Here is a 16387-nt window from a genome sequence, read left to right on the forward strand (position 1 = left end):
CACGGGGAGACCCGCCATGCTCGATCCGATGTCCACATTGGCCCATGCGCCCAGAGCGGACGGTACCGGCACCGCGCGCGGGCGCCCGCTGAGCAAGGCGCATCGCCGCGTGCAGCTCTATCTGCTGCTCGCGGCGATCGACCTGCTTGCGCTGCTGATCGGCTATGCCGCCGCCGCCGATGTCCGGCTGGCGCCGCACAAGGCGACGCAGCTCGCCTCGGTGCTGGTCGTGCTGGCGCCGATGTATCTCGCGATCAGCTTCCAGCTTGGCGGCTACAGCATCCGCGCGCTGGGTCGCTGGACGCGCGGCGTGCGTTCGGCGCTGACCGCGCTCGCGCTCGCCGCGCTGGCGATCGTCGCGATCGCCTTCGCCTGGAAGGTCGGCGCGGATTATTCGCGCCTGTTCTTCGGCCTGGGCACCGGCATCGCCGGCGTGCTGATCGTCGGAGGCCGCTACATGGTCGCGTGCTACGGCCATCGCACGCTGCCGCATGGACCGCTGGAGGTGGTGGTGCTCAGCGACCGGCCGGATGCGGCCACCGACCGGCGCCATCGCCGCATCGACCTGCGCGCGTTCAAGGTCGCCGCCGACCTCAACTGCCCCGACTCGCTCGACCGGCTGGGTCGCGCGATCAGCCATGCCGACCGTGTCGTCATCGATTGCGCGCCGGCCGCACGGCAACGCTGGGTGACCGCGCTCAAGGGCTCGGGCATCGACATCGAAATCCTGATGCCCGAGTTCGAGGCGCTGGGCGTGCTCGACATCGGCGAGCAGGACGGGCGGATGACCGCCTGCGTGGCGCGCGGCCAGCTTTCGTTGCGCGCGCGGACGGTTAAGCGCGCGTTCGACGTGGCGGCGGTGGTGTGGCTCGCGCCGCTGCTGATCGCGGCGCTCCTGATCGTCTCGCTGCTGATCAAGCTGGACGATGGCGGCCCGATCTTCTTCGTCCAGCGCCGCATCGGCCGCGGCAACCGCTTCTTCGACGTCTACAAGTTCCGCACAATGCGCGTTGCGACGTTGGACGCGGCCGGCGCGCAGTCCGCCAGCCGCGACGACGCCCGCGTCACCCGCATCGGCGCGTTCCTGCGCCGCACCAGCATCGACGAGCTGCCACAATTGCTCAACGTGCTGATGGGCAGCATGAGCATCGTCGGTCCGCGCCCGCACGCGCTGGGATCGACCGCGGAGGATGCGCTGTTCTGGGCGGTCGACCCGCGCTACTGGCTGCGCCACGCCACCAAGCCCGGCCTCACCGGCCTCGCACAGGTCCGCGGGTTTCGCGGCGCCACCGACAGCCGCGCCGCCTTGATCGGCCGCATCCAGGCCGACCTAGAATATCTTTCCGGCTGGACGCTGTGGCGCGACATGCGGATCCTGCTGGCGACAGTGAAGGTGGTGGCGCACCCGAACGCGTATTGAGGGAATCAAACGCCCCTCCCCTGAAGGGGCGGGGCTGAAATCCTCTACCGCCCCCGCAACGCCGCCACCGCGGCACGCGTCGGCGTGGTCAGGCGCTCCGGCAGTGCGTCGAGCGCGAACCAGTCCATGCCGTCATGCTTGGTCGGCTCCAGGTTGACGGGCTCGCCGATGAAGTTTGTTACCAGATAGACCGGCGCCACCCAGTGGGTACCCGCCGCCTCATCGATCTGGTCGACGAAGCAGAGCAGGTCGACGGGCGCGATCGCGATGCCGAGTTCCTCGGCGATCTCGCGGCGGGTGGCCGCCGCTGCGGACTCGAACAGGTCGATCTTGCCGCCGGGCAGACCCCATGCGCCCGCTTCTGGCTCCTTCATGCGGCGAACGAGCAGGATGCGGCCGTCGACGACGATCGCGGCGCCGCATCCGGCGCGGGGTTCGGATTGTATCATCGGCGCTCCTGACGATTGAAGGCGTGCGGCGCCTGCCATGATCGGCGGCCCTTTGTCGACCATCAGGATGGTCGCCCATCCGCATAGCCCCCTCGCTCGTTTGGGCTCCGGAAAATTCCCCCACGAATTCCCGTCTGTTTTCCGACGATACCAACGCCCCTGCCTCTCGCGCACGGTTCGCAGCCTGAGAGGGAGCGCATCATGATCTGCCCGGCCTGCCGACAGTTGCATGTGCCGCCGCCGGATATGCCGGCAGCGGGTGCCGCGCCCATGCGCGCGTGACCGAAGCCGCCCTGCCGATCGCCGTCGAGGCCGATGGACCGTTGCCCGTGGCCCTGCCGTTGTGGCGGCGCTGGGCGCGGGCGCGGCTGACGCGGCTGGCCTGTTCGGTGCTGGCGGTTGCCGGCGCCTTCCTGTTCGCGATGGGCGCCACCCGGCTCGATCCAACCGCGCCGCCACCGCCGATCCCGGCGCGGATGCTGCGCGCGCTGCCGCAGCCCGGCCTGCCGCCGATGTCCGACACGGGCCCCGAAATCCCCTATGACGCGGCATCCAACACCGCGCGCAAGATAAACGCGCAGACCGCGTTCGTGCCGGGTGCGCTGGTGCTTGCGCCGCCCTTCGTGTTCGCGGGCAACACGCTCGATCGCCAGCGTGCGATCGACTGCCTCGCGGTCGCGGCCTTCTATGAGGCCGGCACCGGGGTGTCGGACCAGCGCGCCGTGATGCAGGTGGTACTCAACCGCGCCCGCCATCCGATCTACCCGGCAAGCGTCTGCGGCGTCGTCTTCCAGGGCTCCGAACGCAACACCGGGTGCCAGTTCACCTTCACCTGCGACGGCGCGATGTATCGCCGCCGCCCCTCCCCGCTTGCCTGGGCGCAGGCGCAGCAGGTGGCGACGCAGATGCTTTCCGGATCGACCGATCCGGTGGTCGGCATGGCCACGCACTATCACACCGACTGGGTGCATCCTGCGTGGAGCGCGCAGCTCGACAAGGTCGCCGCGGTCCGCACGCATCTGTTCTTCCGGATGCGTGGCGCCGCGGGAGAATTGCGATCATTCCGCGCGAGTTCGAGCGGCGTCGAGCCAAGGATCACACGGCTTGAACTGCTGTCAGCGGCTCACCGCCCCGATGCACCCGCGGGCGTGCCGCAACTGGTCGCCGCTCCCCTGGAAGACCGGGAGACGCCGGCGCCCACCATCGCGCGCCCGCAGCCCGACCGCATTCTCGCCGGCGCGATCGAGCGGATCCCCGATCGGGCGAGCGCGCCCGATCCGGACATCTTCCTGGTCGCGCTCGATCCCGGCGCCAGTGCGGACAGCTTCATGGCGATGGCGGAGGCGCGCTGCGGCCGCCGCAGCCATTGCCGCTTCCTCGGCTGGACCGATGCGGGGCGCAAACCCAGCCAGTTCCCCATACCCGGCGCGTCGATCGACGCGATGTCGTTCAGTTTCATCCGCCAGGGCAAAGGCGAGCCCTCCCGCGCACGATGGAACTGCGCCCAATTCCCGAGAAAGGACGAGAGCCAATGCCTCAGCCGCGGCTCCTGACCCGCTGCGCCGCACGTGCGCGCCCCGCAACCCCGTTCGACAGGATGGATGACTGACATGCTCGTTCCGATCCAACGCGACCGCCGTTCCGCCGTGCTGGTCACCGGCGGCGCCGGCTATATCGGCAGCCACGCGGTGCTTGCCCTGATCGATGCCGGCCATGAGGTCGTCATCGTCGACAATCTCAGCAGCGGTTTTCGCTGGGCGGTGCATCCCGACGCGACGTTCTATCAGGGTGACGTCGCGGACAGCGAACTGCTCGGGCGGATCTTCCGCGATCATCGCATCGCCGCGGTGCTGCACTTCGCGGGATCGCTGATCGTCTCGGAATCGGTCGGAAATCCGCTCAAGTATTATCACAACAATTCGGAGACGAGCCGGCTGCTGCTCTCCGCAATGATCGACGGCGGCGTGCGCAACATTGTCTTCTCGTCGACCGCGGCGGTCTATGGCGACGGGCAGCACGGACTGGTCGAGGAGACCTCCCCCGCCCAGCCCATCAACCCCTATGGCATGTCCAAGCTGCTGACCGAGGCGATGATCCGCGACACCGCGCGCGCGCACGGCATGGATTATTGCATATTGCGCTATTTCAACGTCGCCGGTGCCGACCCTGACATGCGCTCCGGCCAGTCGACGGTGGGCGCGACGCACCTGATCAAGGTTGCGGTGGAAGCGGCGCTCGGCCACCGATCGCACGTCGCGGTGTTCGGCAGCGATTTCCCGACGCGCGACGGCACCGGCATCCGCGACTATATCCATGTTTCGGATCTGGCCGATGCGCATGTGCTGGCGCTCGACCATCTGCTCAACCATGACGGCGCCGCGCTGACGCTCAACTGCGGCTATGGCACCGGCTATTCGGTGAGCGAGGTGCTCGACGCGGTCGACCGCGTTTCCGGCATCCGCGTGCCCCGCCGCATGGAGCCGCGCCGCAGCGGCGATCCCGCATCACTGGTCGCCTCCAACTTCCGCATCCGCGAGGCGCTGGGTTGGCTGCCGCGCCATGATTGTCTCGATGCGATCGTGCAGCACGCGCTGGCATGGGAGCATGCGATGGAGGCGCGCAAGGTGGGGTGAAGGTTGCGGTGAGGATCGGCCTCTAGAAGCTCACCGTCTTGATCCGCGCGGTAACATCTTCGACGCCGCTCCACGACCACACTTCATCCCTGAGCATGAAGCGCCAGCTTTTCGTCCAATCCTGATAGGTCGCTTTCTCCAGCACCAATGCGTGCGGAATGATGGCCGCGCGAGAAATGGAATAGTCTTCAGCAAACAGTATCGCCGCGAGATAATCGAAGCCGCCACTGGGCAAATCGCGAAGCGCGCCAAGCTGGCGAGACTGATTATACTGCGTGCTGCGACGCCCCTTGATCTGGTAGAGCTTGCCATTCGAACAGGCCGCATCCGCGCTGCGCGCATTCTTTCCGGCAGGCGACCAGTCGAAGGCGCGACAGAAAAGATACTCGGCCAGATCACCCACAGGGTTGTTTGCACTGCGAACGATCCCTCGTGCCCGCAACTCCTCACTGATGCCGGCGTGGAGGCGTAGCAACTCCGATGCCGAAAGTGTCGCGAAGTCCATCCCCAGTTCCTGCTCCGTCCGTGCCTTGGACCAAATTCTGCAATCTGCGGCCACGCTCCCCCTCCCCGTTCGTCCCGAGTGTAGTCGAGGGACGGGGAGACCCGCGCGACATCTTCAAACGGCCTTCGTGTGACTGGTCCCTCGACTACGCTCGGGACGAACGGTGGACAAAGAACATGTCCTCCCGCAGCGCGCAAGCGGCGCCAGATCGTGCCCCAAAAACGCGAACAAAGGGTGGACAAGCCGTCGCGCTTCGCGTTTATTCGTTTCGGCAAGCGCTGACCAGGCGCGGTGGGAGTCGATGCGATGGGTCTGTTTCCGAAGATTCAACGTCCGTGCCCCTATAAGGGACCGCTTTCCGATATTCTGGCCGCCGACGACATCTGCCGGCTGTGCGATCGCGAAGTGCATGACCTGACCGCGATGACCGATGGCGAGCGCAAGGCGTTTCTCGGCGCGTGCGCGGGTGAAGTCTGCGTGCGCTATTCCATTCCGAGCCGTGCGGCGCTTGCGGCGCTCGCCGCGGGTGCCGCGATGTTGGCGACGCCGGCGATGGCGCAGGAGGCGCCGGCCGAGCCCGACCTGATGCTGATGGATTTCGCCGTCGGCGGCATGCGCGCGCCGCAGCAGGCGGAATGGGTGGACGAAACCGGGATCGCGGGCCCCGAACTGCCCGTCGTCTATGAGGATGATGCGGCGCCGGCAGTGACGGCCGCAGCAGTGACGAGCGCGGCAGCGACGACCGCCGCGGTCAGCGCGAAGCCCGCGACCTGACTTCCGCCATCGACTGCCACAGCAGCACGCCGGCAAGCTGATTGGCGGCAGTCACCGAGCGCGCATCGCCTTCCCCGACGGTGAGCGCAATGTGGCTTGCGTCGAAGCCGCCCACCGACATGTCAAAGCTGCGCCACGCGCCATCCGCATAGGCCAGGGTCCAACTGTGCGGTACGAAGGCGTTGGTCACGCCGTGATAGCGTTGCGGAGTGTAGACCAGCCCATTGGCTACCAACGCGGGAATTCCCGCGGCGCGCGCCAATGTCGCCAGCACGGCGGCATCCTCGGTGCAGTCGCCCGAGCGCCGCTGCCACGCTTCCAGCGCCGACACGTGGCCGGCGAAATCCTCGACCGCGAGCCGGGCGCGGGCACGCACTGCAAGTGCGGCGATCTTGTTTCGATCATTCATCCGCCGGCCGGCGATGTCGCGCGCGGCAGCGCGGAACACCGCGTCATCCGCCTGCAGCCATGCCGAGGGGCGCGTCCAGCGCGCCAGATCATCGGGTGCGGTCGACAGGCCGGGGCCGCAATCGGCGCAAATGTCGACCTGGACGCCGTCGGTCGCCGCCGCGGTTCGCTGGTCACCGGTCTGCGGCAGATCGAAGCGCAGCGCGTCCCCGAAGCCGAAGCGATAGCGGATGCGGCCGGCGAGCGCCGCGCGGCCGAGGCGATAGGGGGCGGCGATGCTCTCATGCGGGATCGTGCGTTTCGGCGACAGCGCGGCATCGGGCACGGGCGTGGCGACGCGCCGGATCGTCACCCGGCTGCCGAACATCGGCTGCGTCACCGCCTGCAACTGTCCGGCGGCATCGAGATCGATCAGCGCGATCGACCGCAATGACTCACCATCGAACCCCTTGCGGACGACCTGCCGGGCATCGGCGCCCCCGGCGGGGGAGAAAGTAACGCGTTCCACCACGAGCGCCACCGGATCGAATCGCTCGAACGCGCGCCCTTCGCCAGCGATCGGGCCATCCTCGAAACGGATGCCGGACGGCAGATTGATCACGAAATGCTGGCGGCTGCGCGCGCCGGTGCGCGTCACCACCGCCTTGACCATCGTCGCGCCGGGCTCGATTTGGATCGACGTGGAGACGCCGCCCTGTTCGATGCGGTAGGATCGCGTCTGCCCGTCCGCATCCTCATCCCGCTCGATCCGCGTCGTCATCCGCGTCGGCGGATGCCCGTCCACGGTGAAGGCCAGTTCGCGCGCAACGATGTGACGAACGCCGCGCGCGAGCGTGACGTCATAATCATGTTGCCGGCCGATGAGCTGGCCATCCGCGGCGTGAATCGCGAACCAGGCGGTCGTGTGCTCGGGCTCGGCCGCGACACCGACCGGCACAGATAGGGCGAGTGCGGCCGCCGACCGTCCGATCCCGTCGATCCGCATGCGTGTCGCTCAGCCCAGCAAGGCCGTGACGCGCGACGCCAGCGTGTCCATCGCGAAGGGCTTGGTGATCAGCGCCATGTCCGTGCCCAGTTGCTGGCCGGTGATGACGGCGCTTTCGGCATAGCCGGTGATGAACACCACCTTCAGCCCGGGCAGCAGCACGCGCGCGCGGTCGGCGAGCTGGCGGCCGTTCATGCCGCCGGGGAGGCCGACATCGGTGACGAGCAGGTCGATGCGTGCGCCGCCTTCGAGGATCGCCAGCGCCGAACTGCCGTCGCCCGCCTCGAGCACCGCGTGGCCCAGTTCACCGACCACCTCAGCCGCGAGCATCCGGACCGTCGGTTCATCATCGACGACGAGGATCGTCCGCCCGCTCGCGCCGTGCGGCTCGACGATGCCGGCGGTGCTCGGCAGCGTCGCATCCTCGGGCGCGCCGAGATGGCGGGGCAGATAGATGCACATCGTCGTGCCCTGACCGAGCTCGGTATAGATCCGCACCTGCCCGCCGGACTGGCGCGCGAAACCGTAGATCATCGAGAGGCCGAGCCCGGTGCCCTCCCCGATCGGCTTGGTGGTGAAGAAGGGATCAAAGGCGCGTTCCGCCACCTCCTCGGTCATGCCGGTGCCGGTATCGGTGACGCACAGCGAGACATATTGGCCCGCCACCAGCCCGCGTTCGCGCCCGGCGCGGTCGTCCAGCCATTTGTTGGCGGTCTCGATGGTGATGCGGCCGCCATCGGGCATCGCGTCGCGGGCGTTGATGCACAGGTTGAGCAGCGCGTTTTCGAGCTGGTTGGGATCGACCATCGTCGTCCACAGCCCCGCCTGCCCCACCGTTTCCACGATGATGCCGGGGCCGGCGGTGCGGCGGATGAGTTCCTCGATGCCGGCGACCAGCCGGTTGACGTCGGTCGGCCGCGGATCGAGCGTCTGGCGGCGTGAGAAGGCGAGCAGCCGGTGGGTCAGCGCCGCCGCGCGCCGCACCGCGCCCTGCGCCGCGGTGGCATAGCGTTCGAGATCGCCGACCCGGCCTTGGCCGATGCGCAACTGCATCATTTCGAGCGCGCCCGAAATTCCAGCGAGGAGATTGTTGAAATCATGCGCGAGGCCGCCGGTGAGCTGGCCGACCGCCTCCATCTTCTGCGCCTGGCGCAACGCATCCTCTACGCGGCCGAGATCGGCGGCGGTCGTCGCGACCTCTGCCTCCAACCCGACATTCTGTTCGCGCAATTGCCGTTCGAGCGACTTCTGCACCGACATGTCGAGCATCGCGCCAACCATCCGCGTGGCAGCACCCGCCGCGTCGCGGATCACATAGCCGCGGTCCAGCACATCGGCGTAGCGGCCATCGGCGCAGCGGAAACGATATTCGTCGGTCCACACCGTTTCCCTGCCGTCGATCACGCCATGGATGCTTTCATAGACGCGGTCGCGATCGTCGGGGTGGATGTGATCGAGCCACCATCTGCCGGTCGGCTCCACCAGTTCCGGGCGATGGCCATAAGCGCGTTCGAGTGCCGCGTTCCAAAGAACGATGCCGCTGCGGAAATCCCAATCCCACACGGCATCATTGGTGGCCTTGCCGGCCATGCGCAGCCGTTCCTCGGTCTCCGCCAGCAGCGCATCGGCGCGGCGCCGTTCGCTGACATCCTGCACGGTGCCGATCAGCCGGGTGGGAAGCGCGCCTTCAAAGAAGGCCAGGCCGTGCGCCTCAATATGGCGCTCGACCCCGTCCTCGATCCCGATCGTGCGATATTCGATGTCGTAACGGTGATTGCCGCGGGGATCGAGCGATTCGGTCACTGCGCGATCGGCGCGATCGCGATCTTCGGGATGAAGCCCGGCGAGGAAAGAGCCCTGATAGCTGATCCGCGCATCGGGGCTGAGCCCGAACAGCGCCTTGCAGCGCGTATCCCAGCGCAGCGTGCCTTCCTGCGGGCGATAATCGAACCGGCCGAGCTGCGCAGCGCGCGCCGCAAGCTCCAGTTCCTCACGGCTTTCCTCCAGCGCACGCTCGGTCTTTCGGCGCTGGGTGAGATCGGTGAACAGGATCGCGACGTGGTTGAGCGCGGGATCGTCGACGCGATAGGCGTGGACCATGTACCAGCGATCGCCGAGCGCGTGCGCCGGCAGTTCGAAACGTGCCGGCACGCCACTTTTCGCCACCGCGCCATAGGCATCGAACCAGTGCTGTTCATGGTCGGGCGCAATCTCGCGCATCCAGCGGCCGGCGGCGTTCTGGATGCCGGTGTAGGTCGGGAAGGCGTCGTTGACCTCCAGGAAGCGATAGTCGAGCGGCTCGCCGCGTTCACCGAACGCCACCTCGACCACGCAGAAGCCGGCATCGAGCGAATTGAACAAGGTGCGGTAACGCAGTTCGCTGGCCTTGAGCGCGGCTTCCGCGCGGGCGCGATCGACCGCCTCCGCGGTGCGCAGCGCGACATCCTCCGTGCGGGCGATCTCCGCCTCGGTCCAGTGGCGCGCATCGGCGTGGACGAACAGCACCGACGACAGTTTCTCTTCGCGCAGGAAGGGGCAGACGATCAGCGCGCCCGCGCCGATCGATGCCCAGGCCTTGATGAAGGGCGCGGTGCGCGGATCGGCGGCGCAATCATCGACCACGCTGGTGTTGCCGGCGCGCAATTCCTGCATCAGCGCGGTGCCGAACTGCTCGATCTTCAGCACCACGCCTGCCATGCTCGGCGCGCCGAGCGCCGCCCAATCTCGCTCGATACAGACGGTTTGGCCGTCCGGTGCGATCTCAGCATAGCCGCAGCGGGTGACCCCGGTCGATTCGCCCAGCATGCGCGATGCCATGGCCATGATCGCCTGGGGATCGTCCAGCCCGCGCAGCCGCTCCACCAGATCGAGCTGAAAGCTCTGGCGGGCGAGCAGCTCGTCTCGGTCAAGGGCATGCGAACGGGGCATGGCACGACCATCGGCGAAGCGCCCGGGCTTGTCGAGCGCCGCATGCGCCAACGCTGAATCGGGCTGACCGGGATTTGCCCGCTTCATTCGCCGCGCGGGGTGGCGGGCTCTGGTGGCTCCGCGGGCCAGTCATCGGCTGCGATCGTCGGTAGCGCCTCAAAACGATTATGGGCGATGTCGAGGGTCAGCTCCGCCTTGCCCAGGCGAGCCGCGCTCGCATCCAAGGCGCGAAACTCCTGGTCGATACCGGCAACACCGCCCGTTGCTACGACGAAGTAGCGAACACGGCCGTCCTCGCAGGCGATCATCGCGTCAACCACGTTGCCGATCTTCTGCCCCTCGTCGGTCATCAGCGGAAGGCCGGCGAGCCCGGCGGCATTGTACAGGCCGGATTGCGGGGAGGTCTCGCTCTTTTCCGCCGCCGCCTCGGCCCCCTCCTCATACGCGCGCTGGCGGCCCAGCCAGCGCCAGATGCCGACCATGTTGACCAGGGTCAGGAAGATGTTGGTCGCAAGCAGATTGGTCTGGCCCGACGTGAGCCCCACCGTCGACCAGCCGATAGACCCGACCGTGAAGACGACGAATCCCCACCCCGTGACCCGTGCGCCGAGATTGGCCGCAGTCATCATCGCGGCGATCATCGTCGCGGCCGGCGCGATCCAGCCGGCTATTGTTGCGATCATGCGAACGCTTCCTCCCTGTTGGTTGAGAGGCAACGTCCGATATGCGGGGAAGTGCCCGTTATTTCTCCGCGGGCGCCTCGTTGGAGAACCAGCGTTCGGGCGCCGCGCGACCGTCCGTCGCCAGGGTCAGCGGATCGTAGAGCCGGCCGCCTTTCATCACCGCGCTGATGCGCTGGGTGTTGGCGATGTCGGCGCGGGGGTCCGCATCGAGGACGACCATGTCGGCGAATTTTCCGGGCACGATGCTGCCGACATCGTCGGCATGGCCGACGATCGTGGCGCCGTCGATCGTCGCGGCGCGCAGCACCTCCATCGGGGTGGCGCCGCCGCTGGCGAAGGCCTGCATCTCCCAATGCATGCCGAGCCCCGGCATCTCGCCATGGCTGCCCATGCCGACGAGACCGCCGGCGCGCTGCAGCGTCGCAGCGTCGGCGGCAAACTGGGCGTAGGACTGGGATTCGCGCGGCAGCCAGCGCCGGTTGCGCAGTTTTTCGGTCATCACCGCGGGCGGCATCCATCGCCTGAGCTTCGGATCGTCCTGCGGGCGCTTCTCGATGATGTAATCGAACAGAGCCGGGCCGCCGCCATAGAGCACCGACAAGGTCGGCGTGTAGGCGATGCGGCTTTCCGCCATCAGCCGGATCACGTCGCTGCGCAGCGGGGTGATCGGCAGGTTATGCTCATTGCCGGCGAAACCGTCGATCGCGTGGGTGAGGCCGAGGACGAGGTCGCTCGCGCCCTCGGTGGTGGGCATCATCCCCAGTTCCTGCGCCGCCTGGATGGTGAACTGCCGCTGGGCGCGATCGCCGACCATATAGGCCTTGATGTTGCGCGTGCGATAATGGTCGCGATAGCGGCTGAGCACGTCCAGCGCATCCGCCTTGCCGTGGATCTCGCTGTTGACGAACACGCCCGGCCCTGTCGACCAAGCGCGCGGCCCCGGCATCACGCCGGCATCGATCATGTCCTGATAGGTGAAGATATCGGTGGTGAAGGGCTGCACCTCGAGCGCGGAGGTGACGCCGAAGGCGAGGTCGGCCGCGAATTCCCAATAGCTGCGGTCATGAATGCCGCGGCGAATACCGAAGAAATGCGCGTGGGTGTCGATGAAGCCCGGCACGATGAAGCGGCCGCGGACATCCTGCACTTTCGCGCCGGCGGGCACCGGCACCGCGCCGGCGCGTCCGACCGCGACGATGCGATCACCGCTGACCACGACATCGGCGTCGGCGATCGCCTCCTCGCCTTCCATCGGCAGCACCGTCGCGCCGCGCAGCACGATGCTGCCCTCAGGCACGTCGCGCGGCACGGAAACGGTGAGCGCGGTGGTGGCGGCTCCCGCCTCCGCACCGGCAGCCGCGCGGGCGGCGGCGACGCGGCGGAAACTGTCCCCCACCGACCAGGTGATGCCGGCGCCATCGGGCGACCAGTTGAAGAAGTCGGCACCGACTCGCGTCAGCTTCGCGCGGGCGACGCCCGGCACGCTGAGGTTGAGCGTCGCCGGCTTGCCCGCAGTCCGCGCGGGCATGTCGAGCAGATAGAGTTGCGACGCCGCCCTAGCGAGAATGCGACGCCCGTCCGGACTGACCCGCGCATCCTCCACCGACAGCGGCACGCCGACATATTGACCCATCGCGCGGGAGACGATGCCGACCTCGTCAGTGATCGCGCCGCCCTCGGCCGCGACCGACTTCAGCACGCCCTGCCCGTAAAACCAGATGCGGCCATCCCGCGTCAGATGCGGCGAGCGCATCCCCACCGCGTGCGCGACCGGCATCGGCACACCGCCGGCGACGGGCAGCGCGAGCAGATCGGTGACGCGCTCATTGGCGATCTCGGCGAGCGCACGGAGCCGGTCATGATGCGCGGAGCGCAGCACATAGAGGCGCTTGCCGTCCGCCGCGAACAGCGGCTCGCTGTAGAAGCCCGGCGCGCTGGTCAGCCGGCGGGGCGTGCCGCCGGCAGCGGGCATGGTCCACAGCGCACCGCCATCCTTCGCTGTCCAGCTCACGAAGGCGATGCTGCGGCCATCGGGCGACCAGGTGGGCTGGAACGCGTCCGCCGCGACCAGCCGGCGCGGCGTGCCGCCGCCCGCCGCCTGCACATAGAGGCCGCCGAGCGCGGTGAAGGCGATCTGCCGGCCATCGGGCGAGAGGCGCGGCGCCTGCGCGACGCGGACCCTGACCGGGCCGGTCTCCTCGCGCTGGCGCACGCGGGTGTTGGCGGCGAGCGGCAGGCTGACCGGCGCGGTGAACGGCACCTTGGTGCGCCGGCCGCTGGCAACGTCGATGCGGACGATGCCGCCATCGACGCCGGCGATGATCGCCTTGTCATCCGGCGTGAAGACGAAGCGCGGCAGCAGATCGTCATAATAGCCGCTTTCCTGCCCGTCGCGGTCGACCGGCCAGGCGAGCCAGCGATCCTCGCCAGTTTCCAGATCGCGCAGGCGCAGCCCGGCGCGCTTGCCGTTGCGGCTGCCATAAGCGAGCCAGCGCCCGTCATGCGACAGCGCCGGGCGGAACGCGCCGCCGCCGCCCACCGGCACCACCGTTTCCTCGACATCTGTGGCGAGATCCCGCCGCGCGATGCGCCAATTGGGCGCGTCGTTAGGCGACCAGGTGGTGCCGAACTTGGTGGCGTAATAGGCGTAGCGGCCATCGCGCGAGATCAGTGCGCCCATCGCGTTGATGCGATGGTCCCAATCCTCATTGCCGCTGGGCTGCGCCTTGACGACGGTGACGCCGGCACCGCCGGCCACCGGGAACTTCATCAGCTCGAACGCGAGCACCGAATGCACTGCGCGCGAGACGTAAAGGCTTTCGCCATCGGGCGACCAGGCGGGCGCGGCGTAGAGCGCCAGCGACTGATCCTGCGAGACCTGGTGCAATCCGGTGCCGTCGATATTGGCGACCCAGAGGTTGGTGACGCCCGAACGATCGGAGATGAACGCGAAGCTTTTGCCATCCGGCGAGATCACCGGATTGCGTTCGAACGCCATGCCGGTGAGCAGCGGCCGCGCGGTGCCGCCCGTCGCGTCGAGCGCGTAGATATCGCCTAGCAGGTCGAACAGGATCGTGCGCCCGTCGGGCGAAAGATCCAGCATCATCCACGTCGCCTCTTCGGCGTTGAACGCCAAGGTGCGGGCGGGGGCGAGCGGCAGCGCTGCCCCGTCTTCCGCATGGGCGATACCGACGAGCGCGAATGCGGGCAGCATCGCGCCGAGCAACCGGCGGAACGGCGTGTTCATCAACATCCCCAACAGGCAGACAAGGGCGCCCGCGCACCATCGGCGCGCGGGCGAAGGCCGCTCAGAGCGACCAGTCGAGCCGGAGACCGATCGTGCGCGGACGAACGATCGAGCCAGCCGGCGTCACCTGCGACGTGAACGGCGCGTTGAGAATGCCATACTCGTCGAAGATGTTGTTGGCGAACGCGAGGATGCGGAACTTCTCCATCAGCGTGACCGAGGCGCGCAGATCGAAGATGTTGAAATTGCCACGCGTCGCATCATTGCCGAATGCGACCGGCGCCGACGACAGGTAACGATGCGCGATCTCGATCGTGGGCTTGCCGGAAACATCGGCAAGATCGAGCTTCACATTGTTGGCGATCGACCATTTGGACGTGCCCGGCAGGCGCGTGCCCGAGGCGTAGCCGCCACCCACCGCGAACGTATCGGGGAGGAAATCGGTCAGCTGCGCGTCCTGATAGGTCAGGTTGGTCGAGACCGACAGATAGGGCAGCGGCTCGACCGTGGTCGAGAATTCGACGCCCGACACATTGGCGCTGCCGGCGTTGGAGACATAGGAATAAAAGCTCGGTGCTGGGCCGAACAGGCGGGCCTGGATATCCTTCCAGTCGATCGTGAACACCGTCGCATCGACATACATGCGGTTCTCGAACAGCGAGAATTTCACGCCGGCTTCGTAATTGTCGACCGTGTCGCTGTCATAGGCGGCGGGAATGGTCGGCAGCAGCCCGGCATTGGGGTTGATGCCGCCCACGCGATAGCCGCGCGAATAAGTCATATACGCCATCAACGTGTCGGTGGGCCGCGCGGTGATCGTCACCTTCGGGGTGAAGCCATCCTCGCTCTCGCTGACGGTGCCGCCGCTATCGGTGGGCGTGTAGCCGCCCGGATAGCCGCCGAGCGCGCCGGCCTGGTTGAGCACCGCGCCCTTGTAGCTGTTCCAGAAATAGCGCCCGCCGAAGCTGATCTCGAATTCGTCGACCGGGCGGACGGCGAGTTCGCCGAAGATGCCGAAATCCTCGTTCACCGTATCCGAAAGATAGCCGTAGAGCCGATCGCCCGGGGTGAGCTGCGCGCCGGTATAGCCGCCGAACAGGCCCGGATTGGCATCGATGAAATCGGCGGCGCCGGCCTGGAAGATCTGATCATAGCTGGTCTTCTTGGCGCGCATGTAGCTGGTGCCGATCAGCCAGCGGAATATGCCGGTATCGTTCGATGCCAGCCGCGCCTCGGCACTCTTGATGTTGGCGTGCGCATCACCCAGCGAATAGGCCGCCTCGTCGCCCGTCGTCACGCCGGTGACATAGGCATAAGGATAGGAGAAGATGGTGGTGTTGTTCTTCTCGACAATCGAGCCAAGCGCAGTGAGCGTGGCGAAGCCGAGATCCTGATCGACGCGCAGCGAATTGAGCCAGAAATCGGTTTCCTGCGGCTCGGCGCGCGGCGTGTTGCGAATATAGGGATTGTCGAGATCGAGATAGGTCTGATCGTCGAGCTTCGTTTCCTGATAGGTCGAGATATAGGTGATCTTCGAGCCTTCGGCCGGCGTGAACACCACCGACCCGCGCAGCCCGCGCGTGCGGAAATCGTTGGCACCGTCGATGCCGGTGCCGGGATTGTCGAGATAGCCGGCATCGACGCGCTGCAGAGCCATCACGCGGACCGCCAGCTTGTCCGCGATGATCGGCACGTTGATCATCGCCTTGGCGGCATAGTTGACCTCGCCGTCGGCATTCTTGGTGTAGCCGACGAGGCCCTGCGCCGCCGCGTCGAACTTCGTCGGATCGGCCGTCTTGACGATATAGTTGACGAGGCCGCCGAGCGTGGAGGAGCCGAACAGCGTGCCCTGCGGGCCGCGCAGCACCTCGACGCGTTCGATGTCGAAGGTATCGACATCGGGAATACCGATCGGGAAGCCGGGCTCCACCAGCGGGATATCGTTCAGATAATAGCCGACCGTGGTCTGGCCCTGTTCGTGATAGGTGGTCGCGGCGATGCCGCGGATGACGACTTCCGAAATACCCGGCTGATAATCGTTGAACACCACACCCGGCAGGCGGACGATATAGTCCGAGAGGCTGTTGGCGTTGGCGGCGGCGAGATCCTCGCCGGTCACCGCGCTCATCGCGAGCGGGGTCTGGCGGATGCTTTCCTCACGCTTGGTCGCGGTGACGATGATGTCACCGTCGCCTTCAGCCGGTGCCTGCGCATAGGCGGTGCCGGCAATGCCCCCGATGGCGAGCGCGAGCACGGATGCGCGCGCCGCCTTCATCATGCTGGTCCTGATCATCTGTATTTCCCTTTCCACCCTGAAAGCCGCCGCGTTTTTCGCGTGCTGACCCGAAAAAGTCC

11 protein-coding genes are annotated in these 16387 nt (G+C 67.3%); 4 read left to right on the plus strand and 7 right to left on the minus strand.

The window, feature by feature from the left end; genetic code table 11:
* The first annotated feature begins 16 nt into the window (after positions 1 to 16).
* Entirely contained in the window at positions 17 to 1420 is a 1404-nt protein-coding gene (locus FHS96_RS13610) for an exopolysaccharide biosynthesis polyprenyl glycosylphosphotransferase (protein ID WP_429592219.1), read from the plus strand.
* A 44-nt stretch (positions 1421 to 1464) separates the two neighbouring features.
* On the opposite strand, the gene FHS96_RS13615 is transcribed toward FHS96_RS13610, so the two are convergent.
* Positions 1465 to 1869, minus strand: coding sequence for an NUDIX hydrolase (locus tag FHS96_RS13615; protein ID WP_429592222.1), 405 nt, complete (start codon positions 1867 to 1869; stop codon positions 1465 to 1467).
* 278 nt (positions 1870 to 2147) lie between these two features.
* Here FHS96_RS13615 and FHS96_RS13620 point away from each other — a divergent pair, with 278 nt between their 5' ends.
* The gene (locus FHS96_RS13620) at positions 2148 to 3422 is read left to right on the plus strand and encodes a cell wall hydrolase (RefSeq protein WP_429592225.1); all 1275 of its coding nucleotides are present in this window, start codon (positions 2148 to 2150) and stop codon (positions 3420 to 3422) included.
* A 57-nt stretch (positions 3423 to 3479) separates the two neighbouring features.
* Positions 3480 to 4502, plus strand: a complete 1023-nt coding sequence (gene galE / locus FHS96_RS13625) for a UDP-glucose 4-epimerase GalE (RefSeq protein ID WP_429592227.1) — start codon at positions 3480 to 3482, stop codon at positions 4500 to 4502.
* A 22-nt stretch (positions 4503 to 4524) separates the two neighbouring features.
* On the opposite strand, the gene FHS96_RS13630 is transcribed toward galE, so the two are convergent.
* Positions 4525 to 5007 (minus strand): hypothetical protein, encoded by a 483-nt coding sequence (locus FHS96_RS13630; protein WP_429592230.1) that lies wholly within the window; start codon positions 5005 to 5007, stop codon positions 4525 to 4527.
* A gap of 306 nt (positions 5008 to 5313) precedes the next feature.
* Between FHS96_RS13630 and FHS96_RS13635 the strand changes: the two genes are divergently transcribed.
* Positions 5314 to 5781, plus strand: a complete 468-nt coding sequence (locus tag FHS96_RS13635) for a hypothetical protein (protein WP_429592233.1) — start codon at positions 5314 to 5316, stop codon at positions 5779 to 5781.
* Here FHS96_RS13635 and FHS96_RS13640 read toward each other — a convergent pair.
* The 5 genes from FHS96_RS13640 to FHS96_RS13660 form a co-directional block, all read right to left on the minus strand.
* A complete protein-coding gene (locus FHS96_RS13640) occupies positions 5759 to 7174 on the minus strand; it encodes a transglutaminase-like domain-containing protein (RefSeq protein ID WP_429592236.1) in 1416 nt (471 codons plus the stop codon). The two genes, FHS96_RS13635 and FHS96_RS13640, sit on opposite strands and share 23 nt — an antisense overlap.
* 9 nt (positions 7175 to 7183) lie before the next feature.
* On the minus strand, positions 7184 to 10102 hold the full coding sequence (locus FHS96_RS13645) for a PAS domain-containing protein (protein ID WP_429592239.1): 2919 nt from the start codon (positions 10100 to 10102) through the stop codon (positions 7184 to 7186).
* 83 nt (positions 10103 to 10185) lie between these two features.
* Positions 10186 to 10743 carry a PRC-barrel domain-containing protein gene (locus FHS96_RS13650; protein WP_429592242.1) on the minus strand — a complete coding sequence of 186 codons (558 nt, stop codon included), beginning with the start codon at positions 10741 to 10743 and terminating at the stop codon, positions 10186 to 10188.
* Positions 10744 to 10843: 100 nt separating this feature from the next.
* On the minus strand, positions 10844 to 14032 hold the full coding sequence (locus tag FHS96_RS13655; RefSeq protein WP_429592246.1) for an amidohydrolase family protein: 3189 nt from the start codon (positions 14030 to 14032) through the stop codon (positions 10844 to 10846).
* A 61-nt stretch (positions 14033 to 14093) separates the two neighbouring features.
* Positions 14094 to 16325 carry a TonB-dependent receptor gene (locus FHS96_RS13660; RefSeq protein WP_429592249.1) on the minus strand — a complete coding sequence of 744 codons (2232 nt, stop codon included), beginning with the start codon at positions 16323 to 16325 and terminating at the stop codon, positions 14094 to 14096.
* Positions 16326 to 16387: the final 62 nt, after the last annotated feature.

The organism is Sphingomonas zeicaulis (genome assembly GCF_050433225.1).
GTDB lineage: Bacteria > Pseudomonadota > Alphaproteobacteria > Sphingomonadales > Sphingomonadaceae > Sphingomonas_D > Sphingomonas_D zeicaulis.